The sequence below is a fragment of the Allobosea sp. GW821-FHT09G06 genome, from assembly GCF_059416005.1.
The window spans coordinates 17537-43058 of sequence record NZ_JBWKOI010000010.1; the positions used below are offsets into that span (position 1 = coordinate 17537).

The 25522-nt window shown below is 64.4% G+C and carries 23 protein-coding genes; 18 read left to right on the forward strand and 5 right to left on the reverse strand.

The window, feature by feature from the left end; genetic code table 11:
- Positions 1 to 47 precede the first annotated feature (47 nt).
- The 3 genes from AC07NY_RS25685 (at position 48) to AC07NY_RS25695 (ending at position 4018) form a co-directional block, all read left to right on the forward strand.
- Positions 48 to 1121, forward strand: coding sequence for a hydroxyacid dehydrogenase (locus tag AC07NY_RS25685; RefSeq protein WP_492287777.1), 1074 nt, complete (start codon positions 48 to 50; stop codon positions 1119 to 1121).
- A 235-nt stretch (positions 1122 to 1356) separates the two neighbouring features.
- The gene (locus AC07NY_RS25690) at positions 1357 to 2064 is read left to right on the forward strand and encodes a class II aldolase/adducin family protein (RefSeq protein ID WP_492287776.1); all 708 of its coding nucleotides are present in this window, start codon (positions 1357 to 1359) and stop codon (positions 2062 to 2064) included.
- A 28-nt stretch (positions 2065 to 2092) separates the two neighbouring features.
- Positions 2093 to 4018 (forward strand): FAD-binding monooxygenase, encoded by a 1926-nt coding sequence (locus tag AC07NY_RS25695; protein ID WP_492287775.1) that lies wholly within the window; start codon positions 2093 to 2095, stop codon positions 4016 to 4018.
- A gap of 48 nt (positions 4019 to 4066) precedes the next feature.
- On the opposite strand, the gene AC07NY_RS25700 is transcribed toward AC07NY_RS25695, so the two are convergent.
- The 3 genes from AC07NY_RS25700 to AC07NY_RS25710 are packed head-to-tail and all read right to left on the reverse strand — an operon-like array spanning position 4067 to position 7203.
- Positions 4067 to 4984 carry an EamA family transporter gene (locus AC07NY_RS25700; RefSeq protein WP_492287774.1) on the reverse strand — a complete coding sequence of 306 codons (918 nt, stop codon included), beginning with the start codon at positions 4982 to 4984 and terminating at the stop codon, positions 4067 to 4069.
- A gap of 43 nt (positions 4985 to 5027) precedes the next feature.
- Positions 5028 to 6209, reverse strand: coding sequence for a Gfo/Idh/MocA family protein (locus AC07NY_RS25705; RefSeq protein WP_492287773.1), 1182 nt, complete (start codon positions 6207 to 6209; stop codon positions 5028 to 5030).
- A 34-nt stretch (positions 6210 to 6243) separates the two neighbouring features.
- The gene (locus AC07NY_RS25710; RefSeq protein WP_492287772.1) at positions 6244 to 7203 is read right to left on the reverse strand and encodes a PDR/VanB family oxidoreductase; all 960 of its coding nucleotides are present in this window, start codon (positions 7201 to 7203) and stop codon (positions 6244 to 6246) included.
- A gap of 116 nt (positions 7204 to 7319) precedes the next feature.
- Between AC07NY_RS25710 and AC07NY_RS25715 the strand changes: the two genes are divergently transcribed.
- The 3 genes from AC07NY_RS25715 (at position 7320) to AC07NY_RS25725 (ending at position 12127) form a co-directional block, all read left to right on the forward strand.
- On the forward strand, positions 7320 to 8654 hold the full coding sequence (locus AC07NY_RS25715; protein ID WP_191124895.1) for a Rieske 2Fe-2S domain-containing protein: 1335 nt from the start codon (positions 7320 to 7322) through the stop codon (positions 8652 to 8654).
- Between the two features lie 135 nt (positions 8655 to 8789).
- Positions 8790 to 10250, forward strand: coding sequence for an aldehyde dehydrogenase family protein (locus AC07NY_RS25720; RefSeq protein WP_492287771.1), 1461 nt, complete (start codon positions 8790 to 8792; stop codon positions 10248 to 10250).
- 89 nt (positions 10251 to 10339) lie between these two features.
- Positions 10340 to 12127 carry a thiamine pyrophosphate-binding protein gene (locus AC07NY_RS25725; RefSeq protein WP_492287770.1) on the forward strand — a complete coding sequence of 596 codons (1788 nt, stop codon included), beginning with the start codon at positions 10340 to 10342 and terminating at the stop codon, positions 12125 to 12127.
- A 132-nt stretch (positions 12128 to 12259) separates the two neighbouring features.
- Here the strand turns inward: AC07NY_RS25725 and AC07NY_RS25730 are convergent, their stop codons facing one another.
- Positions 12260 to 12763, reverse strand: coding sequence for a MarR family winged helix-turn-helix transcriptional regulator (locus AC07NY_RS25730; RefSeq protein WP_492287769.1), 504 nt, complete (start codon positions 12761 to 12763; stop codon positions 12260 to 12262).
- A gap of 271 nt (positions 12764 to 13034) precedes the next feature.
- On the opposite strand from AC07NY_RS25730, the gene AC07NY_RS25735 reads away from it, so the two are divergent.
- The 3 genes from AC07NY_RS25735 to AC07NY_RS25745 are packed head-to-tail and all read left to right on the forward strand — an operon-like array spanning position 13035 to position 15717.
- Positions 13035 to 13922, forward strand: coding sequence for an ABC transporter ATP-binding protein (locus tag AC07NY_RS25735; protein ID WP_248312645.1), 888 nt, complete (start codon positions 13035 to 13037; stop codon positions 13920 to 13922).
- Positions 13923 to 13924: 2 nt separating this feature from the next.
- Complete coding sequence (locus tag AC07NY_RS25740; RefSeq protein WP_492287768.1) at positions 13925 to 14680, forward strand: ABC transporter permease; 756 nt, start codon at positions 13925 to 13927, stop codon at positions 14678 to 14680.
- Entirely contained in the window at positions 14647 to 15717 is a 1071-nt protein-coding gene (locus AC07NY_RS25745) for a LysR family transcriptional regulator (RefSeq protein WP_494586084.1), read from the forward strand. Before AC07NY_RS25740 ends, AC07NY_RS25745 begins: the two co-directional genes overlap by 34 nt.
- A 220-nt stretch (positions 15718 to 15937) precedes the next feature.
- On the opposite strand, the gene AC07NY_RS25750 is transcribed toward AC07NY_RS25745, so the two are convergent.
- On the reverse strand, positions 15938 to 17275 hold the full coding sequence (locus AC07NY_RS25750; RefSeq protein WP_492287766.1) for an alpha/beta hydrolase family protein: 1338 nt from the start codon (positions 17273 to 17275) through the stop codon (positions 15938 to 15940).
- A 497-nt stretch (positions 17276 to 17772) separates the two neighbouring features.
- On the opposite strand from AC07NY_RS25750, the gene AC07NY_RS25755 reads away from it, so the two are divergent.
- The 9 genes from AC07NY_RS25755 to AC07NY_RS25795 all read left to right on the forward strand — a co-directional run bounded on the left by AC07NY_RS25755 (position 17773) and on the right by AC07NY_RS25795 (position 25517).
- Positions 17773 to 18765 (forward strand): ABC transporter substrate-binding protein, encoded by a 993-nt coding sequence (locus tag AC07NY_RS25755; RefSeq protein WP_492287765.1) that lies wholly within the window; start codon positions 17773 to 17775, stop codon positions 18763 to 18765.
- Between the two features lie 65 nt (positions 18766 to 18830).
- Positions 18831 to 19796 (forward strand): ABC transporter substrate-binding protein, encoded by a 966-nt coding sequence (locus AC07NY_RS25760; protein WP_492287764.1) that lies wholly within the window; start codon positions 18831 to 18833, stop codon positions 19794 to 19796.
- Between the two features lie 26 nt (positions 19797 to 19822).
- A complete protein-coding gene (locus tag AC07NY_RS25765; protein WP_492287763.1) occupies positions 19823 to 20638 on the forward strand; it encodes an ABC transporter permease in 816 nt (271 codons plus the stop codon).
- Positions 20631 to 21587: a DMT family transporter gene (locus AC07NY_RS25770; protein WP_492287762.1), complete on the forward strand. Its 957-nt coding sequence runs from the start codon at positions 20631 to 20633 to the stop codon at positions 21585 to 21587. Before AC07NY_RS25765 ends, AC07NY_RS25770 begins: the two co-directional genes overlap by 8 nt.
- Before the next feature lie 3 nt (positions 21588 to 21590).
- A complete protein-coding gene (locus AC07NY_RS25775) occupies positions 21591 to 22298 on the forward strand; it encodes a CoA transferase subunit A (protein ID WP_492287761.1) in 708 nt (235 codons plus the stop codon).
- A complete protein-coding gene (locus tag AC07NY_RS25780; RefSeq protein ID WP_492287760.1) occupies positions 22298 to 22963 on the forward strand; it encodes a 3-oxoacid CoA-transferase subunit B in 666 nt (221 codons plus the stop codon). The genes AC07NY_RS25775 and AC07NY_RS25780 overlap by 1 nt, the downstream gene beginning before the upstream one ends.
- Positions 22960 to 23679 carry a protocatechuate 3,4-dioxygenase subunit beta gene (gene pcaH / locus AC07NY_RS25785; protein ID WP_492287759.1) on the forward strand — a complete coding sequence of 240 codons (720 nt, stop codon included), beginning with the start codon at positions 22960 to 22962 and terminating at the stop codon, positions 23677 to 23679. The genes AC07NY_RS25780 and pcaH overlap by 4 nt, the downstream gene beginning before the upstream one ends.
- Complete coding sequence (pcaG, locus tag AC07NY_RS25790; protein ID WP_492287758.1) at positions 23663 to 24364, forward strand: protocatechuate 3,4-dioxygenase subunit alpha; 702 nt, start codon at positions 23663 to 23665, stop codon at positions 24362 to 24364. Before pcaH ends, pcaG begins: the two co-directional genes overlap by 17 nt.
- 13 nt (positions 24365 to 24377) lie before the next feature.
- Entirely contained in the window at positions 24378 to 25517 is a 1140-nt protein-coding gene (locus AC07NY_RS25795) for a lyase family protein (RefSeq protein WP_492287757.1), read from the forward strand.
- Positions 25518 to 25522 lie beyond the last annotated feature (5 nt).

Below are 25522 nucleotides of genomic sequence, written 5' to 3' on the forward strand. Positions count from 1 at the left end.
CGCGCTGCGACTGCGGATGCCCTCAAAAGACGCCGAAGGGAGAGACAATGGCGGTCCGGGCAGGACAAAAGGCAGGTCTGGTGTTCTTCGAGAGCTGGGTCGATCCGATCGCAGAAGACATCCTGGGTGGAAGAGCCGACGTCGACCTGCGGAAACTGAGCTACTCGACCGTCGAGGCGGACAACTGGGACGTGATGTCGAGAGCACATGGCTATCAGGTCCAGGCGCGAACGGAGTTGCGCGAACCTTGGTTCCCCGATGCAGCACTGATCGCCCGTTGCCCTAACCTGCTCGCGGCGAGCTCCACAGGCGCCGGCTACGACTATATCGACGTCGAGGCCTGCACCGCCGCCGGCATCCTTGTCTGCAACCAGGGCGGCACCAATACCGAGGCCGTGGCCGAACATGCTCTAGGCCTGATGCTGTCGCTGTCCAAGCGGATCGGCATCGCAGACAAGGTGTTGCGGCGGCACGGAGCGCAGATCGACCGGTACGCCCTGCAAGGCAACGACATTCGTGGCAAGACGGTGGGCATCGTCGGGCTCGGCGCTATCGGCGGGAGGCTGGCCGAACTCTGCCATGGGCTCTTCGGGATGACGGTGCTTGCCTACGATCCTTATCTCGACGGTGCGGAAATCGTTCGGCGGCGCGGCACCAGCGCAAGTCTGGCGGAGCTTTTGCAGCGCTCGGACTTTGTTTCGGTGCACTGCCCGCGATCCAAGGAGACACTGGGCATGTTCGGAGAGGCTCAGTTCGCCGCAATGAAGCCGAGCGCCTATTTCATCAATACCGCGCGGGGGGGTATCCACGACGAACCGGCGCTCGAGACAGCGCTTCGAGAACGCCGCATCGCTGGCGCAGGGATCGACGTCTTTCTCAAGGAGCCGCCACCGCCAGACCATCCGCTGTTGTCCTTCGACAACGTAATCGCCACGCCGCACACCGCCGGGATTACAAAGGAAGCGCTGGAGCAGATGTCGTCCTCCGCCGCGGACCAATGGATCGAGCTTTTCAACGGCCGTGCGCCGCCCCGAGTGGTCAACCCTCAGGCGTGGCCTGCGTTCAGCCGTCGCTTCGCATCAATGTTCGGGTTCGAGCCCGAGCCCCTGCCTTATGCCTGAGCGGCCGCACCGTTCCCGCCAAGCGTCGCTGGCCGGTCGAAGGCCGGTTTGTGGCGGGAAGACAAGCCGAAATTGTCTCAGTTCGCGCCCTCGAACTTGAATAGTGAAGCCCGGGCCAGCGAGGCAGGGCATCCTCGAACCGTCGCAAGGAGGCGAAACCCGCATGTGTGACACCGCAACCGCCGTCACTGTTCCGGATGGCGCCGCTCCGGGAACGCCGCCGGCGCGGGAACTCATGGACGAGCTCGTCGCAGCCAACCACATTCTGTTCGACCAGGGCGTAGTGGACGCGTTCGGCCATGTGAGCGTGCGCCACGACAAGCGGCCGGATCGGTTCTTGCTGGCGCGCAATATGGCGCCGGGGCGTGTAACGGCAGAGGACATCGTGGAGTTCGATCTCTCGGGCCAGCCCGTCGATGCGAACGGCCGCGGCGTCTACCTGGAGCGGTTCATTCACAGCGAGATCTACCGCGCGAGGCCCGACGTCCAGTCCATCGTTCACAGCCACTCCCATTCGATCGTTCCGCTGAGCGTCGTGAAAGGAACCAGGCTGAGGGCGCTCTTCCATATGGCCGGCTTCATCGGAAAGGAAGCGCCTGTCTTCGAGATCCGGGCGACAGGCGGTGACGCGACCGACCTGCTGATCAGCAGCCCCGAACTGGGGCGTGCGCTGGCCCAGCATTTCCGCAACAGCGACATTGTCCTGATGCGCGGCCATGGATCGACCGTCGTTGGACCGACTGTGAAGAACGCCGTCTACCGGGCCGTCTACGCAGAGCTCAATGCCCGGTATCAGCTGCAGGCCACCCAGCTGGGCGAAGTGACGTACCTGACCGAGGACGAATGCCGGGCCTGCGTCGACCGGGTTGAGGGCCAGGTCCAGCGGCCCTGGGACCTTTGGCTCGAGCAGACCCGCCAGAGGCGGTCCGGGGGCCGGGCCTGACGGCCAAGGGAAGCTGCGAGGTGCCCCGATGCAGTTTCATTTGAACGGCTTCCTGCCCGGCGATCCTGCCATTCTTCCGGTCCCGGAAAGCCGGGCTCCAAGCGGGTCGTCGGACGTCGATGTGCTGATCGTCGGCTGCGGACCGGCTGGCCTCACCCTCGCGGCCCAGTTGTCCGCTTTTCCTGACATCCGCGTCCGGATCGTAGAGCGGAAGCCGGGTCCTCTTCGGATCGGCCAGGCCGACGGCATAGCCTGCCGAACCATGGAAATGTTTCAGGCCTTCGGCTTCGCCGAACGGGTAGCCAGGGAAAGCTACTGGGTCAACGAGACCACGTTCTGGAAGCCCGACGCCGCCGATCCCCGGCGCATCGCGCGCCATAGCCGCATCCAGGATACTGAGGACGGGCTTTCCGAGTTCCCGCACGTCATCCTCAATCAGGCGCGGGTGCATGATTTCCTGCTGGAGACCATGCGCAACTCGGCGAGCAGGCTGGAGCCGGACTACGCGGTGGAGTTCATCGGGCTGGACCGGCCAGCCAATACGACCGAGGCTGAAAGCCACCCCGTCACGGTTCGGCTGAAGCAGCTCGGGCCGGCTGGCTCGGAGCGCGAAGAGGTCGTCACAGCGCGCTACGTGGTCGGATGCGACGGGGCGCGAAGTGCCGTTCGCAAGGCGATCGGACTCGAGCTGCGCGGTGACTCGGCCAACAGCGCCTGGGGCGTAATGGACGTCCTCGCCATCACCGATTTCCCAGACATCCGCATGAAGGCCGCAATCCAGTCGGCCAGCCAGGGCAGCATGCTCGTGATACCGCGGGAGGGCGGCTATCTGGTGCGATTCTATGTCGAGCTCGACAAGCTGGCGAAAGACGAGCGCGTCGCTTCGCGGTCGCTGGAGGTCGTGGACCTTGTTGCTGCCGCGAACCGCATCGCGCACCCCTACCGGATCGACGTCAAGGAAGTGGCATGGTGGTCGGTCTACGAGATCGGCCAGCGGCTGTGCGACCGGTTTGACGACGGCTGCGAGTATGCCGGCCGGCCACCCCGTGTCTTCATCGCCGGCGATTCCTGCCACACGCATAGCCCAAAGGCCGGGCAAGGCATGAACGTCTCGATGGCGGATGGTTTCAATCTGGGATGGAAGCTGGCAGCCGTCATAAGAGGCACGAGCCCCGCGCAACTGCTGCTCAGCTACTCCGCGGAACGCCGGAAGCTCGCCCAGGAACTGATCGACTTCGACCGGGAGTTCGCGGCCATGTTCAGCGCTCGTCCAGCCGGCCCGGGGCCCGACGCCCAACGCGCCCGGGATCCCTCCGAGTTCCAGCGCTACTTCGTCAAGCAGGGTCGCTTCACCGCCGGGACAGCCGTGCGCTACGAGCCATCCGCGATCTGCGCCGACGGCATGCATCAGGGCTTGGCATCGGGCTACCAGATCGGCATGCGGTTTCATTCCGCACCGGTGGTCAGGCTCGCCGATGCCAAGCCCCTGGAACTCTCGCATCGCATCACAGCCGATGGGCGCTGGCGCATTGTCGCCTTCGCTGGAGCCGGCGATCCGTTCGACGGCGGGTCAGGCCTGTCGGAGCTCGTCAGCTTTCTCGACCACGACCAGGCCTCTCCAGTGCGGCGCTACACGCCGCTCGGGGATGCGGACGCCCTGATCGAGGTTATCGCAGTGCTGCAGCAGGCCCATTGCGAAGCCGATCTGGCGCGCGTTCCGCCTTTCCTCCAGCCGGCCAAGGGCCGATACGGCCTGACGGACTACGAGAAGGTGCACTGCGCGGACCAGCGCCCGGGCAGCGATATCTTCGACCTGCGCGGAATCGACCGCGAGCAAGGTTGCATGGTCGTCGTGCGTCCGGATCAGTATGTCGCCGACGTGCTCCCGCTCACCGAGGTAGAGCGCCTGTCGGGCTTCTTCGAGCGCGTCCTGCGCGAGCCGGCGCAGGGTTAAGGCGGCGCGCCGCAGCGACCATGCTCTCGCGGCGGCAGGCCCGCTTGCTCAGGCGACAACAAGCAATGCGCCGACGGTGGCAGCCACCGCCGCTGCGATCGTGATCCAGCCGGGCGCGCGTTCGGTCCGAAGCACGACCGTCGCAATCACCATCGAGACGAAAACCTCGAGCGACTGGATCGCCCCGACAGTCGAGATCGCGGTGTGCTGGATCGCATAAAAGTTGCAGATCTGGCCGATAGAGAAACAGAGGGCGGCCACAACCGCCCAGTTGTTCTTTAGGGACATGGCAGCGAACGTCGCCGTTCTCGCGCGGGCATTGAAGGAGACGGCGAATGCGTAATAGGCTACGGCTGCCATGGAGCCGACGAAGGTGCCGAGTGCGCCATCAGGCACATAGCCGAGGCCCAACTTGCGGGCCACATAGGCCGAGGCGTAGCACAGTGCCGATGCAGTCCCCCATGCGTAGCCGATCGACGCCACCGCACCCGCCTCGCTGCCGCCGCGGCGAGCCAGGTCGACCGCGACCAGAACCGCGATGCTGACGGCGATCAGTGCCAGGCCGAGAAGCTTATTGGAGTTCAGCGTCTCACCCAGAAAAAGGACCCCGAAGACTGCCGCGAAGAAAGGGATGGCACGCTTCACGGCCGATCCGCGCACTGCACCCAGATCGCGCACCGACATGAAGTAGAGGATGCGCGCCAGCGCCGTGGCGAGCAGGCCGGAGACGGCGAACCAGGCAAGCCCGATCATCAAGTCCGGCGTGTCCGGCAAGCTGCCGGCCGAGGTTCCCGCCACCGCCCAGATAAGGGCCGACAGCAGCGTCGTGAACACCACCGAAAGCACGGCGCCGCCATCGCCTTTTCCGTAGAGCTTCGCCTTTGCGATCGAGACCCCGCCATAAGCGAAGGCCAAGACAGAGAGAATGGCGAAGGTCTCGCCCAGCCTGCCCGCAAACCAAGCCATGCCTATTCCCTATCCGCACGCGACGCGGAACAACGGGTTGTCCTCAGCCGCGAGCAGAGGAAGTGCTTTGGCTGCCGAGCCGAACCTCTCGTCCGGTGGCGGCCGATTCGAGGATCGCGAGGCAAGCTGCGAGCGTCGCCATACCCCATTCGCCGGTGTGAAGCAGCGGGACGCCGAACCTGACCGCGGCATGCAGCTCGTCGACCACCTCCGCGCGCGGCACAGCTGGCGCCGGCAATGGATCGAGCCATTCGCGATCATTGGCATAGACACGGATCCCATCCGCCATGGGGCGCAGGTCGGCCTCGTCACAGGAGACCAGGAAATGGCCGAAATGATTATGAGCGGCGGGTGCCGTCCGGCCCGCAACGGTCGCGGACGTACCATAGGCGCGCTTCTCCTTGAGCGCAGCTTCCTCCTCCGGCGTCGAGACCGGCGCGAGGGCCCGACGCGCGGCGCCGTATTGCGAAGGATCGCGACGCTGCCCGAGCTCGCCGAACCAGCCGAGTTGCTCGTCGGTGTCGTACCGCCCATACCCGCTATATGTCAGCGTCGCGCTGGCTCCGTTCTCGAACAGCAGGAAGGCCTGATAAGCGCCTTCCGTCGGCCGGGCGGGGTCGAGGCGCGCGGTGACCGCCCGCAGTGACTCGATCTCCGCCCCAGCGAGAAGGCGGACGACATCAAGCTGATGCGCCGCCTGGCTGAAGACGACGCCGCCACCTCGGGACGTGTCCAGTTCCTCGGGCCGCCGCGGCCGGTACAGGAAGTCCGTATAGTTGCTTCCAACGATCAGGCGCGGGCGGCCGAAGCGGCCCGATCCGATCAGCTCGGCGGTGCGTAGATAAGGCAGATCGAAGGAATGGCTGTGGCCGACGGCCAAGTGGACACCGGCCTCTGCAGCCACATCGATCATGGCGCGACAGTCTTCCAGCCGCAGCGCCATCGGCTTCTCGACCAGGATGTGCTTGCCGGCCGCAGCGGCGCTGCGGACATGGGCGACATGGAACTGGTGAGGGGAGGCCACGTACACGGCCTCGACCGCTTCGTCTGCCAGCAAACCGTCGAGAGTGTCATAGGCCTTCGCGGCGAACCCGTTCGACGAGAATTCCTCGACGAACCGCGACCGCGCCTCCGGACGCGGATCGGTCGCAGCGACCAGTCGAACGAGGGGATGCTGCGCGAATGTCGGCAGCATCAGCATGAAGGCGCGGCCGAGCCCGACCACGCCCAATCGCAAAGGTTCGCTCACCACTGCCTCGCTAGAGATCGAGAACGAGGGCGCCGGATTTGGCGCGGGAGACGCAGATCATGATGTTTCGCGCCTTCTCCTGCTCGGAGAGCGCAAGATCGCGATGGTCGGGCTCGCCTGAGACCAATCGCGTCTTGCAGGTGCCGCAAGTCCCGCTTTCGCAGGAGCTGGGCAGCGTCTTTCCCGCCTCGCGCAGCACCTCGAGGATCGACTTGTCGACGGGAATCTCGAAGATCTCGCCGCTCTTGGCCAGTTCGACGGTGAAGGGCGCATTGTCTTCCGGCTTCGCCTTGGCCGCACCGAAATCCTCGAAATGGACGGCGGCCGAGGACCAGTGGCCGGTCATGTCCCGCACCGCCTCCATCAGGCCCCGCGGGCCGCAGCAATAGAGATGGGCCCCCTTCGGGTCTTCAAGGACCGGCCAGAGGTCAAACGCCTTGTCGGGGTCGCCGTTATCGTGGTGGATGACGACCTTGCCGCGGAATTCCGGCCCGGAGAACTCCTCCCGGAAGGCCATCATCGCCGGTGTGCGCGTGAAGTAATACAGCTTGAAGGGCTTCCCGCGCGTCGCCATCAGATGGCGGATCATCGAGCGGATCGGCGTGATTCCGATGCCGCCTGCGATGAAAATGTAGCTCGACGGGCCGTCCTTCAGCGGGAAATCGTTGCGCGGCGCCGAGATCAGGATGTTGTCGCCGACATTGGTCTGATCGATCAGACTGACGGACCCGCCCCGGCCGCCATGTTCCTTCTTGACGGCGATGACATAGCCCTCGGCTTCGTCCGGACCGTTGCAGAGCGAGTATTTCCGCGTCTCGCCGTTCGGCACCTTCACCGCCAGGTGAGCCCCGGGGGTGTAGGGCTCGAGCATGTTCTCATCCAGCGGCCTGAGATCGAACATGACGATGTCGTCGGCGACCGCCTCCTTCCCCACGATCCTGGCCTTTAGCCACTGCTCCTGATCGCTCATCCAAACCTCCGCGCGGCGCCGTCTCGACAAGCGCTTGAATTCCGAATAATGTGAGACTTAGATACCTAAGTATTATCCGGCTGACTAGCCCGGCCGTCAAATCTGGAGCGAATGAGATGCTGACCCACGAAGAGAACGAATTGCTCTGCCGCGTGGAAGGCGAGGCCCCGATGGGTCAGTTCATGCGGCGTCATTGGGTGCCCGCGCTGCTGTCGGAGCAGCTCATCGAAAGCGACGGCGCGCCTGTCCGCGTGCGTCTGTTCGGCGAGGATCTCGTTGCCTTCCGCGATACTGACGGACGGATCGGGGTGCTCGGCGAGTACTGCCCGCATCGCAAGGCTTCGCTGTTCTTCGGCCGCAACGAGGAGTGTGGCCTTCGCTGCCTGTATCACGGCTGGAAGTTCGACGTGGACGGCAAGGTCCTCGAAATGGTGTCGGAGCCGGCAGAAAGCGGCTTTGCCGATAAGGTTCAGCATAAGGCGTATCCGACCCAGGAGGCGGGAGGTTTCATTTGGGTCTATATGGGTCCGAAGGACCAAATGCCGGAATTCGAGGCCCCGCCGTGGGCGCCCACGCCCGAGGCGAAGGTCTCGATCGTGAAGATCGATCTGCCCTGCAACTGGGCCCAGATCATGGAAGGACAGATCGACTCGGCTCATTCGTCGAGCCTGCACTCCTCCGACATGAAGCCCTCGCGCGTGACGACCGCCGGCGCGACTGCGACGCATTGGACGCGTCCGTCGACCGACAAGAACCCGCGCATCCAGGTCCAGCTGACCAACTACGGCTTCCGCTACGCTGCGCTTCGCCGCCCGATCACCAATGCCCAGACCCACGACTATGTGAGACTGACCGTATTCGTTGCGCCTTTCGCCGCGCTGATCCCCCCCAACTCTTCCTATAACGTCGCGACGGTGATCGTGCCGAAGGACGACGTGTCGAGCTATTTCCATTTCATCGCATGGGGCAATGACGACTGCATCGATCAGGAAAGCTGGCGGAAGTTCTGCGTGGCGCAGGTCGGCATCGATCTCGACAAGACCTACAAGCCAATGCTGCGCAAGCGGGAGAACAACTACCTGCAGGACCGCAAGGCGATGAAGCTGGGGGATTTCACCGGCGTGCCCGGAATTCCCAACCAGGACATCATGATGTGGGAGTCGATGGGCCCGATCGCCGACCGTACCAGCGAGCGCCTCGGCGCGAGCGACATCGCGATCGTGCAGTTCCGCCGGGTGATGATCGATGCAGCGCGCAAGCATGCCGCCGGCGCTTCCCCGCTCGGTCTCGTCGAGCCGCATATCCCGCAGGCGAAGCTGCGTTCCTATCAGGGCATCGTCCCCAAGAGCGACGACTGGCGCAGGCTCGGCGCCTCCAATGAGGAAATCGCGCTGCTCGACGGCATGGAGCAGGACGACACCGAGGCGGAAATGGCGGCTGCCGGCAGCTGAACCCGACGGCGAGCCCGAACGATCATATCGGCTTGGGTGCCCAAGGGATAAAGTCTTGGAAACGCCGGCGGCGCTGCGCGAAACTGAACTTGGAGGGCCGGAGCAAGAGCCCTGGAAACGCATTGGGGTCTTCTTATGCTCGACAAGCCAGCTCCGGCCGGCCGCAGCCTCTACTACGGGGGTGAATGGCGCCATCCGATATCGGGGCGCTACGCCGCAACGTCCAATCCGGGCCTCGACGAGCCGATCGCCGAGGTTGCGGAGGCTGGCGCCAGCGACGTCGATCCCGCGGTCAAGTCCGCACGGCAGGCCTTTCTCTCCTGGCGCGGCGTTGCCCCGCTCGAAAGGGCCCGTCTGCTGAAGGAAGTCGCTGCCGTCGTCCGTGCCAATGCGCGCGAACTCGCGGCCCTCGACGCAGCCAATTGCGGCAATCCGGTTCGAGAAATGATGGGCGATGCCACGATCGCCGCCGCGCAGCTCGACTATTTCGCCGGGCTCGTGACGGAGATGAAGGGCGAGACCATCCCGATGGGGCCGGACGTCATCAACATGACGCTCCGTCAGCCCCTGGGCGTCGTCGCGCGCATCCTCGCCTTCAATCATCCCTTCATGTTCTGCGCCGGCAAGATCGCCGCCCCGCTGGCAGCGGGTAACGCGGTCATCGTCAAGCCGCCCGAGCAGGCGCCACTTTCCACGCTGCGCCTGGCCGAACTGGTACAGGATATCCTCCCGAGGGGCGTATTCAGCGTTCTGCCCGGCGGGCGCGAGGCCGGCGCGGCCCTTGCCTCCCACCCCGGGGTGGACAAGATCGCGATCATCGGCAGCGTCGGCGCCGGTCGTGCCGTGATGAAAGCGGCCAGCGACACCATCAAGCCGGTTCTGCTGGAACTCGGCGGCAAGAACGCATTGATCGCGTTCTCCGACGCCGACCCCGCGACCGTGGCTTCGGCCGTGATCGGCGGAATGAACTTCACCTGGTGCGGCCAGTCCTGTGGATCGACGAGCCGCGCGTTCATCCACCGGGACATCTACGAGGATGTGCTGTCCAGGCTGCCGTCGCTGGCCGGACACTATGTCCCGGGCCTCCCCACGGACGACCGGACGACCATGGGCGCCATCATCAGCCGGCAGCAGCACGCGCGCGTCCTGGAATACATCGCCTCGGCCAAGGAACAGGGAGCACGGCTCATAACTGGCGGTGCGGTGCCCACTGATCCGGCGCTGACGAAGGGATTCTACGTCGAGCCCACCATCTTCGCCGATGTCACGCCGGCGATGCGCATCGCGCGCGAGGAGATTTTCGGGCCGGTCCTCGCAGTCCTGCCCTGGGATGACGAGACGACGATGCTCGGCCAGGTCAACGAGGTCGAATATGGCCTGACGTGCTCCATCTGGACGAACGACCTGCGCAAGGCCCATCGCACGGCGCTTGCCGTCGAGGCCGGGTTTGTCTGGGTGAACGAGGTCTCCAAGCACTTTCTCGGTGCGCCCTTCGGCGGCTGGAAGCAGTCCGGACTGGGCCGCGAGGAATGCCTGGGCGAACTCCTCGCGTTCACGCAGGAGAAGAACGTCCATGTGAGCCTCCGCGGCGGCTGACCGGCGCCGTGGCATCCAATCACATGCGAGACCCTACGTTGCGGCCCTCGGACGGCCCGAATGCCGACCAGACAAGCAAAGGATACACGATGAGCACTCCGATCGACGGCATCGACACGCCTGTCGCATCGCAGGACAACGGCATTTGGGGCAGCGACGCCATTGCCTCGATGCTGCGGCTGCTGGACATTACTTATCTCGCGCTCAATCCCGGCTCGAGCTTCCGCGGGCTGCATGACAGCCTCGTCAACCACCTGGGCAACCAGGACCCCCAGATGCTGCTCTGCCTGCATGAGGAGCACGCCGTCGCTCTGGCTCACGGCTACGCCAAGGTCACCGAGCGGCCGATGGGCGTGGTGCTGCACAGCAATGTCGGGCTCATGCACGGCACGATGGCGATCTACAACGCCTGGTGCGACCGCGTGCCGATGCTGATCCTCGGCGCGACGGGTCCCGTCGATGCTGCCGAGCGCCGCCCCTGGATCGACTGGCTACACACCGCCAAGGACCAGGCCGCCATGATCCGCCCCTATATCAAGTGGGACGATCAGCCGGTCTCCGTCGCAGCTGCGCTGGAAGCTCTGGTGCGGGCGAACAACATCACCCGGGCCGCACCGGCGGCGCCGACCTATGTCTGCCTCGATGTCTCCATGCAGGAGCGCCGCCTGGAGCAGATGCCCGAGTTGCCCGATCCCAAACGCTTCGCTCTGACCTCCCCCGGTGTCCCGGCGGCGCAGGACATCAAAGCCGCCGCGACGCTTCTGAGGAGCGCAGAGCGGCCGATGCTCCTGATCGGCAGGGTTTCGCGCAGCACCCGCGACTGGGCGCGTCGCGTGGCCCTCGCGGAAGCGCTGAACGCGTCGGTGCTCACGGACATCAAGGTGGGCGCAGCCTTCCCGACCGATCACAGGCTGCATTGCGCCAAGCCTGGGCATTTCCTCGACGAGGCCGGCGCGAAGCGGATCGCGGACGCCGACGTCATCCTGTCGCTCGACTGGGTCGATCTCGCCGGCACCCTGAAACAGGGCGGCTGTTCGGCCGCGACCAAGATCATCAATATCCAGCTCGACCATCAGCTTCACAACGGCTGGAGCATGGACCACCAGGCCCTGCCGCCCGCCGACCTGCATTTCAGCAGCGATCCGAACGCGGCGCTCCATCTGCTCGCTGACGAACTCGGCGTCGGTCCCGGTTCCGAACCGGCCGACCTGACGGCATTGCCGGCATTCGACCTGCCCGGCGAATCACGCGAGCTCGACATCGTCTCGCTCGCGGCGGCGATGGGCACGGTGCTGCGCGATGAAGTCGTGTCGCTTGTCCGGCTGCCTCTCGGCTGGGCCGGTGAAAGCTGGCACTTCCGCCATCCGCTCGACTATCTCGGCACCGATGGCGGTGCCGGCATCGGGTCGGGGCCCGGCATGCTGGCCGGCGCAGCGCTCGCGCTTGCCGGCTCAGGCAGATTGCCCGTAGCCGTTCTGGGCGACGGCGATACGATGATGGGCGTTTCCGCGTTCTGGACAGCCGCACACTACAAGCTGCCTTTCCTGGCCATCGTCGCCAATAATCGCTCATTCTACAATGACGAGATCCATCAGGAACGCGTCGCGCGCACGCGCGATCGGCCGGTGGAGAACAAGTGGATCGGGCAGCGTATCGGAGATCCCGACATCGACATCGCCGCGATGGCTAGCGCCCAGGGACTTGTTGGGATCGGGCCAGTCTCGACCACAGACGCGTTGATCGATGCGATCCGGAAAGGGGTCGAGGCTGCTCGCAACGGCGCATCGGTCGTTATCGATGCACGGGTGAAGCCGGGCTACAACCCGGCCATGGCAGCAGGGATGACGCGCGAAGGCACCGGAAAAGTCGGCGACTAACTCGCCGGCACAGAAGCGGAGCCCGCTTTCCGATATGACTGGCGCAGGCGGGACGCTGGAGCATTAGACTTGCTCCAGCGCAGGGTGGCCCGTGAAACCCGGCCCCATGCGCCTGGTCTAGCGCATGGCGCCTCAGTCGATGTCTCTGCCCCCGGAAGGCGCGTCCGCCAGGTTTCGCTGCACCTGCGCCAGGCAACTGATCAGGCGAGCCTTTTCTTCGCCGCTCATCCCGGTTGTCGCGCGCTCGATGACTTCGTTGGCGCAGGGTATCAGTTTCGACTGCAGCGAGCGGCCACGTTCGGTCAGCCTGACGCAGAGCTTCCGCCGGTCGTGCGGATCCCGCTCACGGGTCACGAGACCGGACCTCTCCATTGTCGCCAGCGCGGACAGCGTCGTCGGCTCCATGGTTCCGATTCGCTGGGAAAGTTCTCGCTGGGTCAGGCCGTCCTCCAGCCAGAGAGCCCGCAAGAAATACCACATGCCTAGCGTGACACCATGCGGCTCGATCTGCGATTGCAGATAGCGCTGCACGGCTCTGTTGGCCATCCGGAGCTGATAGCCGACGCTTCCCTCAAGCGGGAGATCGTAGCGCTGCTCGGCGGGCGGCACAGAGGCCTTTGAGTTTGTTTCGGGCATTTCACTCCGTTCTTTCGATCGGACCTTAACGCCCATTGGACGTTGGAGCACGGCATTTTGTTGCCGTTTCGACCGCTACGCAAATGTTTGGAAGACAAAGCGATATAGTATTGGACCACGATGAGGGGCCACCCTAGCGTCGCCTACAAGCGGGCAACCTTCGAGAACGACCTCGCTGGAGGAGATGAATGCCTGCCATCAATCCATTCAAGACCGCATGGGTCGAACGCCCCGACACGCACTGGCGTGACAGGATGCAGGGGCGCAACTCATGAGCGGCAACGATCTGGAGGACGAAAGGCACATGCGGGGGGCTAACGCCAAACTGCGTCTTGCGAGCGAGACCATCGACGAGATCGATGTCGTCATCAAGGACGTTTCGATGCGCTTCGACACGCGCGAAGGAACTGTGACTGCTGTCGATGGCATGTCGTTCGAGATCAAGCGCGGCGAATTCGTTTCGATCATCGGCCCGTCGGGCTGCGGGAAGTCAACGGTATTCAACATCATGGGCGGCCTTGTAGGCGGCTATGAAGGCACCGTGACCGTCGGCGGCGAGAGCGTCTCGGGCCCGCATCCGTCCATCGGCATGGTATTCCAAGAAGAATCGACCTTTCCCTGGCGGACGGTCATCGACAACGTTGCCTTTCCGCTCGAAGTGAAGGGTGTGGGCAAGGAAGAACGCCACGCAACGGCCCGCAAATTCATCGAGATGGTCGGCCTTTCTGGCTTCGAGCAGCGCTACCCGTCGGAACTGTCGGGCGGCATGCGCCAGCGCGTCGCGCTGGCCCGGACGCTGGTGTTCGAGCCCAAGATCCTGCTGATGGACGAGCCTTTCGCTGCACTCGACGAACAGACCCGTGTGCTGCTGGGCGACAAAGTCCTCAAGATCCAACAGGATCTTCGGCAAACGACGCTGCTCATCACCCACAACATCACGGAAGCCGTGCAGCTCTCGGACAGGGTGCTGATCATGACGTTCCGTCCCGGCAAGGTGAAGCGGATCGTCGACATCCGCCTGCCGCGCCCACGCAGCAGCGATGTCGTCGGCAGCGATGCGTTCGGCCGCTATGTGGCGGAGATCTGGAACGATCTGCGAGAAGAGGCATCGCGCGGAATGGCCGATGCCGAGGAAGCAGCCCGCGCGAGAAAAGGCTGACGATGCGGATCCTCGCTTTTCCTCCGATCATATTCGGGCTGGCCACCGTTGCGCTTGTGCTGTGCGGTGTCGAGCTGTTGCTCTATGCCGGGCTGCTCAACCAGTTCGTGATCCCGTTTCCCTCCGCCGTGATAGGCAGCTTCGGCCGCCTGTTTAGCGAGGAGCAACTGGCTCATCGGCTGTTTGTGACCGGATCCGAGGCAGTCGCGGCAAGTCTGCTCGTCATTATCGTGGGTGTCGGCTTCGGAATCTTTCTGCACGAGAGACGCATTCTCAAACTTGCAGTGGAACCCTGGATCGCAGCTGCCGCCGCAGCGCCGATTGTGCTCGCCTATCCCCTCTTCCTAGTCATCTTTGGACGAAGCTCCGCGACAATCATCGCGATGGGATTCGTCGCGGGACTCGCGCCCGTGGCGCTCAAGACCATCGAGGGCTTCCAGGGCGTGAAGAAGACGTTCTTAAACGTTGGGCGCACCTACAATCTGACTCCGTCGCAGCTGTTCTGGAGGATCCAGTTTCCGGCGTCGATACCGACGATCTTCACCGGAATACGTTTGGGTCTGATCTTCACCTTGATCAATCTCATCGGCGTAGAATTCCTGATCAACTTCGGTGGTCTTGGTCAACTCATCAACGACCTGGCCGAACGCTATGATCTGCCCGGCGTCTTCGCAACGATCATCTTCGTCATACTCGTGAGCGTCGTCATTTTCTCGGCCCTGGAATGGCTCGAGCGCTGGATGCGACCCGCACGCTGAATCAGGCTCGGCTCCCGCAGCCGCGCCGGCACAGGGCCGACGCCTTCCTGAGTGCGCCCGTCTGCGCCATACTCCGGCGCAACGGCGAACATCGACAGGAGGAAGTGATCAATCTCAGGCAGCTGCGCTACTTCGTGCGGATCGCGGAAGTCGGCAACATCACCCGGGCTGCCGAACAGCTCAACGTCGCACAGCCAGCGCTCGGTCTGCAGATCCGTCAGCTCGAGCAGGAGCTCAAGACGGAACTCCTGGTGCGCCACTCGCGCGGCGTCGAACTCACCGAGGCCGGCAGGCTTCTGCTCGATCGGGCCCGCCGTATCCTGCAGGATGTGGAGGAGCTCAAGCGCGAAATCATCGGCAATGTCAGTCCCGAGCAAGAGATGATGATCTTGGGCCTCACGCCCAGCATCATGCTGCAGATGGACCCCGACATGCTGCTCAATGCCAAGCGGACGATGCCCACCGTATCGTTGAGCCTTGTCGAAGCGTTGAGCCGGGCACTGACGACATCCCTCGAACAGGGCGAGCTCAGCTATGCGCTGGCTTACGGCGTGGACGAAGCCCGCCCCGGAGTCAGCCGCCGCCCGCTGCTGGTGGAGGAGCTGATCTTTGCTCGTTCGGCGACGGGAGAGCCTCTGCCCCCAACCCTGACTCTGGCGGACGCGCTCTCTCATGACCTCGTGCAGGCCGGCGAGCGCGACATGGTTCAGCGGTTGCTGAGAGACGCCGCAGCCCGCTATTCGCTCGATCTCAGGATCGTCTACGAGGCGGAATCGATTCCGGCGATGCGCAGCCTGGTGGTGCGCGGAGCGGCTGCCAGCATGATGCCCTACGGCACCGCCAGTGAGGAGATCCGGGCCGGGAAGCTGGTGATGCAGCGTGTATCCGATATCCCGTTGACCCGAACCCTCTATCTGCTGAGGCCATCTAACGCGGCCTCTTTCAGAAGCCAGGATCTGATCGATCACTTCATCGATGGGATCGTGAGGCGCCTGCTCGACTCCCTGGGCCCCCTGGCGCGGCGCGTGGGCATCTAGAGCGCGCGGACTTCATTTCGAAACATGCCGTCATTCCGGTCCATAGGATGGAGCCCGGAACCCAGAACCGATGCGGGCCACCGAACGGCACGCGAATGCCGCGGCTGGTCGACGCAGGCGGCCTTGGTTCCGAATTCCGGGCCCATTCCGGCATGCACAGGAAGGACGCTGCGGTCCCATCGTAACCGCGCATAGTCTGGCAACGGCCCGTGCCAGCCCCTCAGCGCATCGTCGCGTCGACCCAGTTCTTCACCTGGTCGAACAGGTTGCGCACGCTGTTCGCATAGGCGTCAGGGTCGGCCGAGCAATTCCGGCACGGGGTGAAGCCGTGGCTGGCGCCCTCGATGAAAAGGAGTTCCTTTTTGGCGGCGACGCTGTTCTCGTATTCCTCTTCGGAGTCGCGAATGAACAGATAGCCCCCCATGCCGACCACGAGCGTCGGCGCGGCAATCGAGCGAACGGCGCAGATGGTGGAATTGTTGCTGGAGCAATGGTCGATACCATCGAGAGAGTTGCTAGAGCGCACGGCCTGAGTGCTCAGGAACGAGCGAAGCGACAGGATTTTTGTGCCGCGATCGAAGCTGTTGGTCGTCTCCTTCGTGTCGAGTTCTGGCGGACTGACGGAGGTAACGATCTGTTCGACGATGCTGCCGTCGTTGCGCACCAGTTTCTGCGGCGCGCGCGTGCGCCGAAGCGGGATCGCCGTATCGAGGCTGTGCAGTTGCGATGCGCCGCCGGGACCCGCGCCGGGATTACCGCCATGCGGGATGGCGAACAGGTCATTGTCCGGATAGGTCCCCTTGCCCTCCCGGATGGCTTTCACGCGCCCCTGCGCGGTCGCGATCAGCGCGTTCATGCGCGCCGACTGCGCAGCAAAATAGCGGGTCTGGAATTCCGGCGAATAGGTTGACGACGCTGTCGCGCTATAGCCGTTACTCGTCAGATACGGGTCGAGCGCGGCATCGAATTTGCCGGCCGTCTCGTCGAGCACCGACCCGTTCAGGCTGCGCAGCAGAATGACCGGCACGCCCGGATGAGCATCGGCGAGAATCAGGCCGTCGGCTTTCGGCATTCCGGCGAGATCGTCGCGGCAGGGCACCAGCTTCTGCGGATCCTTGCAGAAGCCGAGTCCGTTCTCGGCCACCGCCTGATAGAAGCTTGTGGTGGGGCCTCCGCCGCTATGGCCGAACAGCACGACTTTCTCGATACCCTGCTGCTTGCGCAGGAATTCGACGCCGGCCTTCACGTCCAGCGCGATCCGGTCCCAGTCGACCGCGAACTCGTTGTTTGTGAAGCGCGTGCTCATGCACAGGGCCGCAATACCACGCTTCGGCAGTTCGTTGCAGGCGATATGCGTGGTGTAGTTGGCGGTCCGATGGATGACGAGGGCTGCGACCCTGGCGCGCGCAGCCGGTTCGGCATAGACGGCGGTCGCTGGACCCAGGGCGAAGTAGGTGCGCTTCCCCTGGCCTGCCTCCTGGCCTCTCGCCGCCGAGGGCGCGGCGAGAACCGCGCCTGCGAGCAGCGCGAGGGTGATGGCCCGAAATGATCTGGTCATTGATATTCCTCCCTGATCTCCGCTGCGGCGCCTTCCCCTGGTGGACGGTGCCGCCCCCTCACGCACGCAGCGGCAGAGAGACGCGGTGCCGTTGCAAAAGGATCCGCGCCGCGCGGACATACATTGTTATGTGATGCAAAAACGTCGAGAGTCGCCCAGCCGAGATCACGGCATCATCGATCGCATCCCAGCGTTGGGCCGGGCACGATGTCCGCGCCTTTCAGGAGCGACATCAAGTATATTTTGGTTCCTTCTCGTATAAGAAAATCGTCTTGAAGGTCATCGCGCCATCCGGATTCTTCGACGGGCCGCTGCGGCGAACAAAACCTTACGGAGAGGCTGATCGCCTGCACAGTGCGCGTGACGCTGGCGCGACGAGGACGGGCGCCAAACCGTCGAGGTCTCACTGGCATCTCGCAGAAGTCTTTGTCCGAGCCGCGCCCCGGGCGCATCCTGCCTGAAAGCTGGGCCGATGATGCCCGCCTCGGGAGGAAGAATTGTCGAAGCTGCGACTTTCCATCGCGATCGGAGATTACGACCGCAATAGACCATTGCTTGACGGCGAAGTTCAGATCGACGGTGTCGACCCCGTGTTCATGAAGCTTTTCCCGGAGGAGATCTTCTTCCGCGCATTCCGGCATGCCGAATTCGACGTCTGCGAGGCATCCTTGTCGAGTTTCGCGGTGAAGGTCGATCACAGGACCAACCCGTATGTGGGCGTGCCCGCGTTCGTGTCGCGCGCGTTCCGGCATTCCGAGATCTTCATCCGGACCGACCGCGGGATCGAGAAGCCGGAGGACCTGAAGGGGAAGCGCATCGGGTGTCCCGAGTACCAGCTCACGGCATGCGTCTGGATCCGCTCCATGCTCGAGGACGATTATGGCGTGCGGCCCACCGACGTGACATGGGTCCGCGGCGGTATCGAACAGCCCGGGCGCGCGGAGAAGATCGCGGTTTCACTCCCCTCTGACATCCGGGTCGAGCAGGCTCCCGCGGACCGATCCCTAAACCAAATGCTGGCCGACGGTGAGATTGACGGCTTTATCGGCCCGAGGGCGCCCTCCGCCTTCGAGGCGGGCCACCCGAAGATCGCACGACTCTTTGCCACGCCTACGGCGGCGGCCTCCGACTACTACCGCCGCACGAACATCTTCCCGATCATGCATGTGATCGGTGCGCGACGCACGATCGTCGAAGACCAGCCATGGCTGCCGGCCGCTCTCCTGAAGGCGTTCGAGCAGTCGAAGCGGATCGCTCTCTCGCGGCTCACCGATACATCGGCCACAAAGGTCACGCTGCCATTCGTCGAGGAGCAGTTGCAATCGGCGAAGAAGCTGATGGGCAACGATTTCTGGTCCTATGGTGTCGAGGCGAACCGGCACGTGCTGGACGCGTTCCTTCAGGCGCATCACACGCAGGGCTTGTCGTCGCGGCGCCTTGGCGTCGAGGATCTGTTTCCCGCTCCCACGTTGGAGGCCTTCAAGATCTAACGTGCACGGCAAACGCAGCATCCAAGAAATCTGCGACGACCATCAAAAAATGAGGGAGGAAAGATATGACCTTGACGAAGCGAACGGTTCTGGCGGGCGCATTTGCCGGTCTTCTGTCACTCGCGGCAGGTCCGGCAAGCGCACAGGATCAGCTTAAGCTTGCGGTCGGCCAGCGCGGCAACTGGGATACCTCGGTCGCCGAAATCGGCACACGCCTTGGCATCTTCAAGAAGCACAAGCTCGACCTTCAGATGCTGTACACGCAAGGCGGCGGCGAGACGCAGCAGGCCGTGCTGTCGAACAGCGTCGACATCGGCGTGGCCGGCGGCATCATGGGCGCTCTCTCGGCGTTCTCCAAGGGCGCGCCGATCCGTATCATCGGGGCCGAGACGACTGGCGGACAAGATCTGTACTGGTACGTGAAGTCCGATTCACCGGTTAAAACCCTGAAGGATTTCGACGGGCGCACGGTCGCCTATTCGACAAACGGGTCATCGACGCATGGCGTCGTCAACGCCTTCGTCAAGGAAAACGGACTGAAGGCGAAATTGACCGCCACCGGGGGGCCGGCTCCGACGCTCACGCAGGTCATGTCGGGCCAGATCGACGTCGGCTGGGCGGCGCCGCCCTTCGGCCTCGAACAGCTCAGCAAGGGCGAAATCCGCGTCATCGCGACCGGAAACAACACCCAGGCATTCCGGGACCAGACCGTCCGTCTGCTGATCACGAACACGTCGGTGCTTCAGTCCAAGAAGGAGCAGCTCGATCGCTTCATGCTCGCCTACCGGGAAACCGTGGACGCAATGTATGCGAGCGACGAGGCCCTCAAGGTCTATGCTGATTTCGTCGGCGTGCCTCTCGAGATCGCCAAGCGTACCCGCGATGAATTCTTTCCGAAGAAGGCGCTCGATCCCGATCGCATTGTCGGGCTGGACACCATCGTGCCGGACGCCGTGACGCTGAAGTACACCGCGCAGCCGCTCACCAAGGAACAGCTCGGCGAACTGATCCAGATTCCGCCGCGCCGCTAAGACCCCAAGTGACGAGAGTCCGAGCCATGAACCAGGCCGCCGGATCCATGCCGTCTCGTACGACGCCGTGGAAACGCCCTTCGGAAGGGCAAGCAGTCATGCTGACACGCATCGCCATTGTGCTGGCGATCGTGATCGGATGGGAGAGCCTGGCCCGCTCGGGCCTGCTGTATCGCGACGTGGTGCCGCCGCTGCCGCTTATCGGCCGAGAGTTGGCGATGCTGCTGATCGATCGCGGCTTTTACCACAACCTCGCGGTGACCTTCGGCGAGGTTGTACTGGCCGTCGCCATCGGCGGCGGCGCGGGAGTTCTTGTAGGCATTGTGCTGGGACGCGACCGCTTCCTCAGTTCAGCATACGAGCCGCTCCTGCATTATCTGGGTCCGACGCCGAAGATCATCTTCTTCCCGATCATGATCATGTGGTTCGGCGTCGGCCCCGGTTCCAAGGTCGCGATGGGTGCCCTGTCTTGCTTCTTCCCGGTGGCCGTCAGCGTCGCCGCGTCCATGCGCGAGATCGATCGGGTCCTGATACGTGTGGGGATGACCTTCAGACTCACCTCGGCCCAGATGCTGACCAAGATCTATATTCCGGCGATGCGACTGCCGGTGATCAACGGCATCCGCATTGGCCTCGGCGTCGCCATCGTGGGCACGTTGCTGGCAGAGACCAAGCTCGCAAACCAGGGGCTTGGCTACGCCGTCATCCAGACTTACACGACCTTCAACATGCCCCGCATGTACGCATTGCTGCTGATCGTTTTTCTGTTGGCAGTCGGTGTCAACTCCGTGCTCGGCCGCTACACCGAAGTGCGTATGGCGAAGAAGCGCAGCGATGGCTGAACTCGACAGGGGCAAGCCGGCCGCATCCGCGGCAAGTCCCATCCCGCTGGCCTACGTCATCGCCGCGCTGCCTCCGCTCTTCTGGGCGGGTAATTTCCTGATTGCGCGGATGATGCGCGACGACATTCCACCGATCCAGATGTCGTTCTGGCGCTGGGTGCTCGCGTTGGCGATCATGCTGCCTTTCGCATGGTCCTCGCTGCGGCTCGATCGTTCGCGGCTGCGGGAGGAATGGCCGTTCCTGGCCCTGCTCGGCGCAATCGGTGTGACAGCGTTCAACTGCTTCATCTACACGGCGCTGCATCACACGACGGTGATCAATGCTGCCCTTGTGAATTCGCTCCTGCCTGTCGTGACGATCATTCTGGCCTGGGTTCTTCTGGGCGAGCGGATCTTTCCGCTGCGGGCGCTCGGCATCACCGTCTCGCTTGTTGGTGCGGTGCTCGTGATCGCGCGCGGTGACCTTCTCGCTCTGGGCGATCTCGAAGTGGGTCGGGGCGATATCCTGGTCGTCCTCGGCATGAGCTTCTGGGCGCTCTACATGGTTCTCGTCCGACGCCGGCCGCTCGGCCTGAAACCGCTCTCACTGCTGGGAGCGACGACCGTCTTCGGTATTGTCTTCCACTTGCCCTTCGTCCTGGTCGAGACAACCGCGAGCGGTATCTTTGTGCCGACGCTGCACAGCCTGCCGGCTCTGATCTATTTTGCGATTTTCCCGTCGATACTGGCCTATGTCTTCTGGAACCGCTCGATCGCGACGCTCGGCCCGGCAACGACCGGCATGTTCATGCACCTCATGCCGATCTTCAGCGCCATTCTTGCAGCTGCGCTGCTCGGAGAGCGTCTCGCCTGGTACCATCCGGTCGCCTTCATCGTGATCGTGGGGGGCATATTGCTCGCAACGAGGCGCCCCTCCGCAACACCTCAGCCAAATCACCAGAAGCGATAAAAGATGCGCAAGATCTATGACGGCCCGGCAGCGGTGCTGGAGGGCCTGCTTTTCGACGGCATGACGATCATGTCCGGCGGCTTCGGCCTCTCGGGCAATCCCGAAAGCCTGATCCCCGAGATTCGCGATTCCGGCGTGAAGGACCTGACGGTCATCTCGAACAATGCCGGCGCCGATGGCTTCGGCCTCTGGATGCTGCTGCAGACGCGGCAGATCAGGAAGATGATCGCGTCCTATGTCGGCGAGAACAAGCTTTTCGAGCAGCAATATCTTGCCGGCGAGCTGGAGCTGGAGCTCAACCCGCAGGGCACGCTGGCCGAGCGCATCCGCGCCGGCGGCGCCGGCATCCCGGCCTTCTACACCAAGACCGGCGTCGGCACCGTCATCGCCGAGGGCAAGCCGGTCGAGGAATTCGAAGGGCAGCTCTATGTCCGCGAGACCTGGCTCCGGGCCGACCTCGCCATCGTCAAGGCCTGGAAGGCCGACACCGCCGGCAACCTGATCTATCGGCGCACGGCGCGGAACTTCAACCCGAACATGGCGACCGCCGGCAAGGTGACCGTGGCCGAGGTCGAGGAGATCGTGCCGGTCGGGTCCTTCGATCCGGACACGATCCAGACGCCCGGCATCTATGTCGACCGCGTCATCAAAAGCACCATCAACGAGAAGCGCATCGAGAAGCTGACCGAGCGCAAGAGGGAGGCAGCCTGATGGCCTGGACTCGCGAGGAGGTCGCCGCGCGTGCGGCCAAGGAGCTGCAGGACGGCTTCTACGTCAATCTCGGCATCGGCATCCCGACGCTGGTGGCGAACTACATCCCCGACGGCGTGGACGTGACTCTGCAGTCCGAGAACGGCCTGCTCGGCATCGGCCCCTTCCCCTATGAGGGCGAGGCCGACCCGGACCTGATCAACGCCGGCAAGCAGACGATCACGATCCTGCCGAGCTCGAGCATCTTCTCCTCGGCCGACTCATTCGCGATGATCCGCGGCGGCCATATCGACCTGACCATCCTCGGCGCGATGGAAGTCGCGGCCAATGGCGACATCGCCAACTGGACCATCCCCGGCAAGATGGTGAAGGGCATGGGCGGCGCCATGGACCTCGTCGCCGGCGTCAAGAAGGTCATCGTCGTGATGGATCACGCCAACAAGGCGGGCGAATCCAAGGTGCTGGAGCGCTGCGCCCTGCCGCTCACCGGCGCGGGCGTGGTCGACATGATCATCACCGACCTTTGCGTCATGACCTGCGACAAGGCGAATGGCGGCGGGCTCACCCTGATCGAGCTCGCGCCGGGCGTCAGCCTCGACGAGGTCAAGGCAAAGACAGCCGCCTCCTTCGCGGTTGCCACCGAAAAGCAGGACAAGGCGGCGTGAGCAGGCTCATCTTTCCCTATTCACCCAACGATGAGGGCTCTCCCCCCTCTCACTGGCCGGATTACCGCTCCACGGTAGCGAGAAGCCCGCGGCAGGCGCCGCTCGCGATCCCGCAGACGCTGACGGAAGTGACCGGGCCTGGCGACTGGGGCCGGCTGATGGGTCCTGCGATGCTGGACCTGACGACGCAGCACAAGGCTGCACCGCAGGGCCAGCGCATCGTCGTCACCGGCCGCGTGCTCGATGAGGACGGCAGGCCCGTGCCGAAAACCGTCGTCGAAATCTGGCAGGCCAATGCCGCCGGCCGCTACATCCACGCCAAGGACGACTGGCCCGCGCCGCTCGACCCCAACTTCACCGGCGTCGGCCGCGTCATTACCGATGCCGAGGGCCGCTATCGCTATGTCACGATCCGCCCCGGCGCCTATCCCTGGGGCAATCACAAGAACGCTTGGCGACCGGCCCATATCCATCTCTCGCTGCTGGGGCCCGCCTTCGCGACCCGGCTGGTGACGCAGATGTATTTCCCGGACGATCCGCTGATCGAGATCGACCCGATCGCGAATGCCGTGCCGATGCCCTATCGCCAGCGCATGGTCTCGCGCTTCGACATCGACGCTACCGTGCCGAACTGGGCGCTGGGCTATGTCTTCGACATCGTGCTCAAGGGCCGCGACCAGACGCCGTTCGAGGACGACCATGACGACGACCACTGATCTGGAGAGCCGCAACGCCGCCCCGCGACAGGACAGCCAGGATCCGTCGATCTTCGGCCAGACGCCCTGGCAGACCGTCGGCCCCTACTTCCATTACGGGCTGCCCTGGAAGGGCGGCGCCGATCTGGTGGCCGTGTCCGAGATGGGCGCCCGGCCCGACCTGATGCCGCCGGAGCATTTCCTGCTCTCGGGGTCCAACCTCTCGGGCACGCCGCAGGGCGAGGTCATCGAGATCGCCGGCTCGGTGCTCGATGCCGAAGGCCAGCCGATCCCCGACGCCATGATCGAGATCTGGCAGGCCAATGCCGCCGGCCGCTATGCCAGCGCGGACGATACCCGCGAGGATGTGCCGCTCGACCAGCATTTCGTCGGTTTCGGCCGCGGCTCGACCGACAAGGACGGCGTGTTCCGCTTTCGCACGATCCGCCCCGGCCGCGTGCCCGGCCCCGGCAATACGCTGCAGGCGCCGCATGTCGCCGTCTCGGTGTTCGGCCGCGGGCTTCTGAAGCGCCTGCCGACCCGGCTCTATTTCGCCGATGGCGAGGGCAACGAGGCCGACCCGATCCTGAACCTCGTGCCGGAGGCCCGCCGCCACACCCTGATCGCCCAGCGCAAGCCGGACGGAACGTGGTGGCTCGACATCAATCTCGCCGGCGAGAACGAGACGGTGTTTTTCGATCTGTGAGCGTCCTGATACCATGAGCGCTATGCTCAGGCAGCGCCCTGCAACCACCGATACCATGCTGGCCGTCTTCGCGGACGAGGCCACGCTGCGGCATGCGCTCGCCTTCGAGGCGGGTCTCGCCCGCGCGGAAGCGGCCGAAGGGCTGATTGGCGCGGCGGAAGCCGAGGCGATCGCGAAGGTCTGCGCCGCGATCGTCATCGATCCGGCCGAACTCGCCGATGAAGCGGCGCTCGCCGGCACGCTGGCGATCCCACTGGTGGCGCGGCTGCGCGCCGCCTTGCCGGACGTGCCCGCGAAAGTGCTGCATAAGGGCGCGACCAGCCAGGACGTAGCCGACACAGTTCTCGCCTGCCAGATCCGCGCCGCCTTCCGCCTGCTCGACGCTGATCTCGCGCGCCTCGCAACGGCGCTTGCCACGCTTGCCGGGCGCTACGCTACGACCCCCGCCATCGGCCGCACCTTGCTGCAGGATGCCCTGCCGATCGGCTTCGGCCTGCGCATCGCGCAATGGCAGGCCGGCATCGCCGAGGCTGCGGCACGGCTCGGCCGCGAAGTCGAAACCAGCGCGACACTGCAATTCGGCGGTGCGGCCGGAACCCGCAGCGGACTGGACGGCAAGGCTGCCCCCATCGCCTCACGCCTCGCGGCCATGCTGGGCCTCCCCGATGCCGCGCCCTGGCAGAGCCGCCGCGGCGGCATCGCCGGCATCGCGACGGCGCTCGCCATCCTGATCGGCTCGCTCGGCAAGATGGCGCGGGACGTTTCGCTTCTCGCCCAGAACGGCATAGGCGAGGCCCGCGAACCCGCCATTCCTGGCCGTGGCGGCTCCTCCGCCATGGCCCACAAGCGCAACCCCACCGGATGCCAGATCACCCTTTCGGCCGCTTTGCGCGCCCCCGGCCTCGTCGCCGGCATCCTCGCCGGGCTGCCGGCCGAGCAGGAGCGCGGGCTGGGCGGCTGGCAGGCGGAAGGCCCGGCGCTCGCCGATCTCTTCCTGCTCGCCGCTGGAGCCACGGAGGCGATGGCGACGGTCGTGGAAGGGCTGGAGGTAGACGAGACCGCCATCGCCCGCAACCTGGCGGCAGCCGGCATCGGAACGGATATCGGCGAGAGCGCGGCGCTGGTCGCCGATCTTCTCGCCATCAACGATTGAGGACA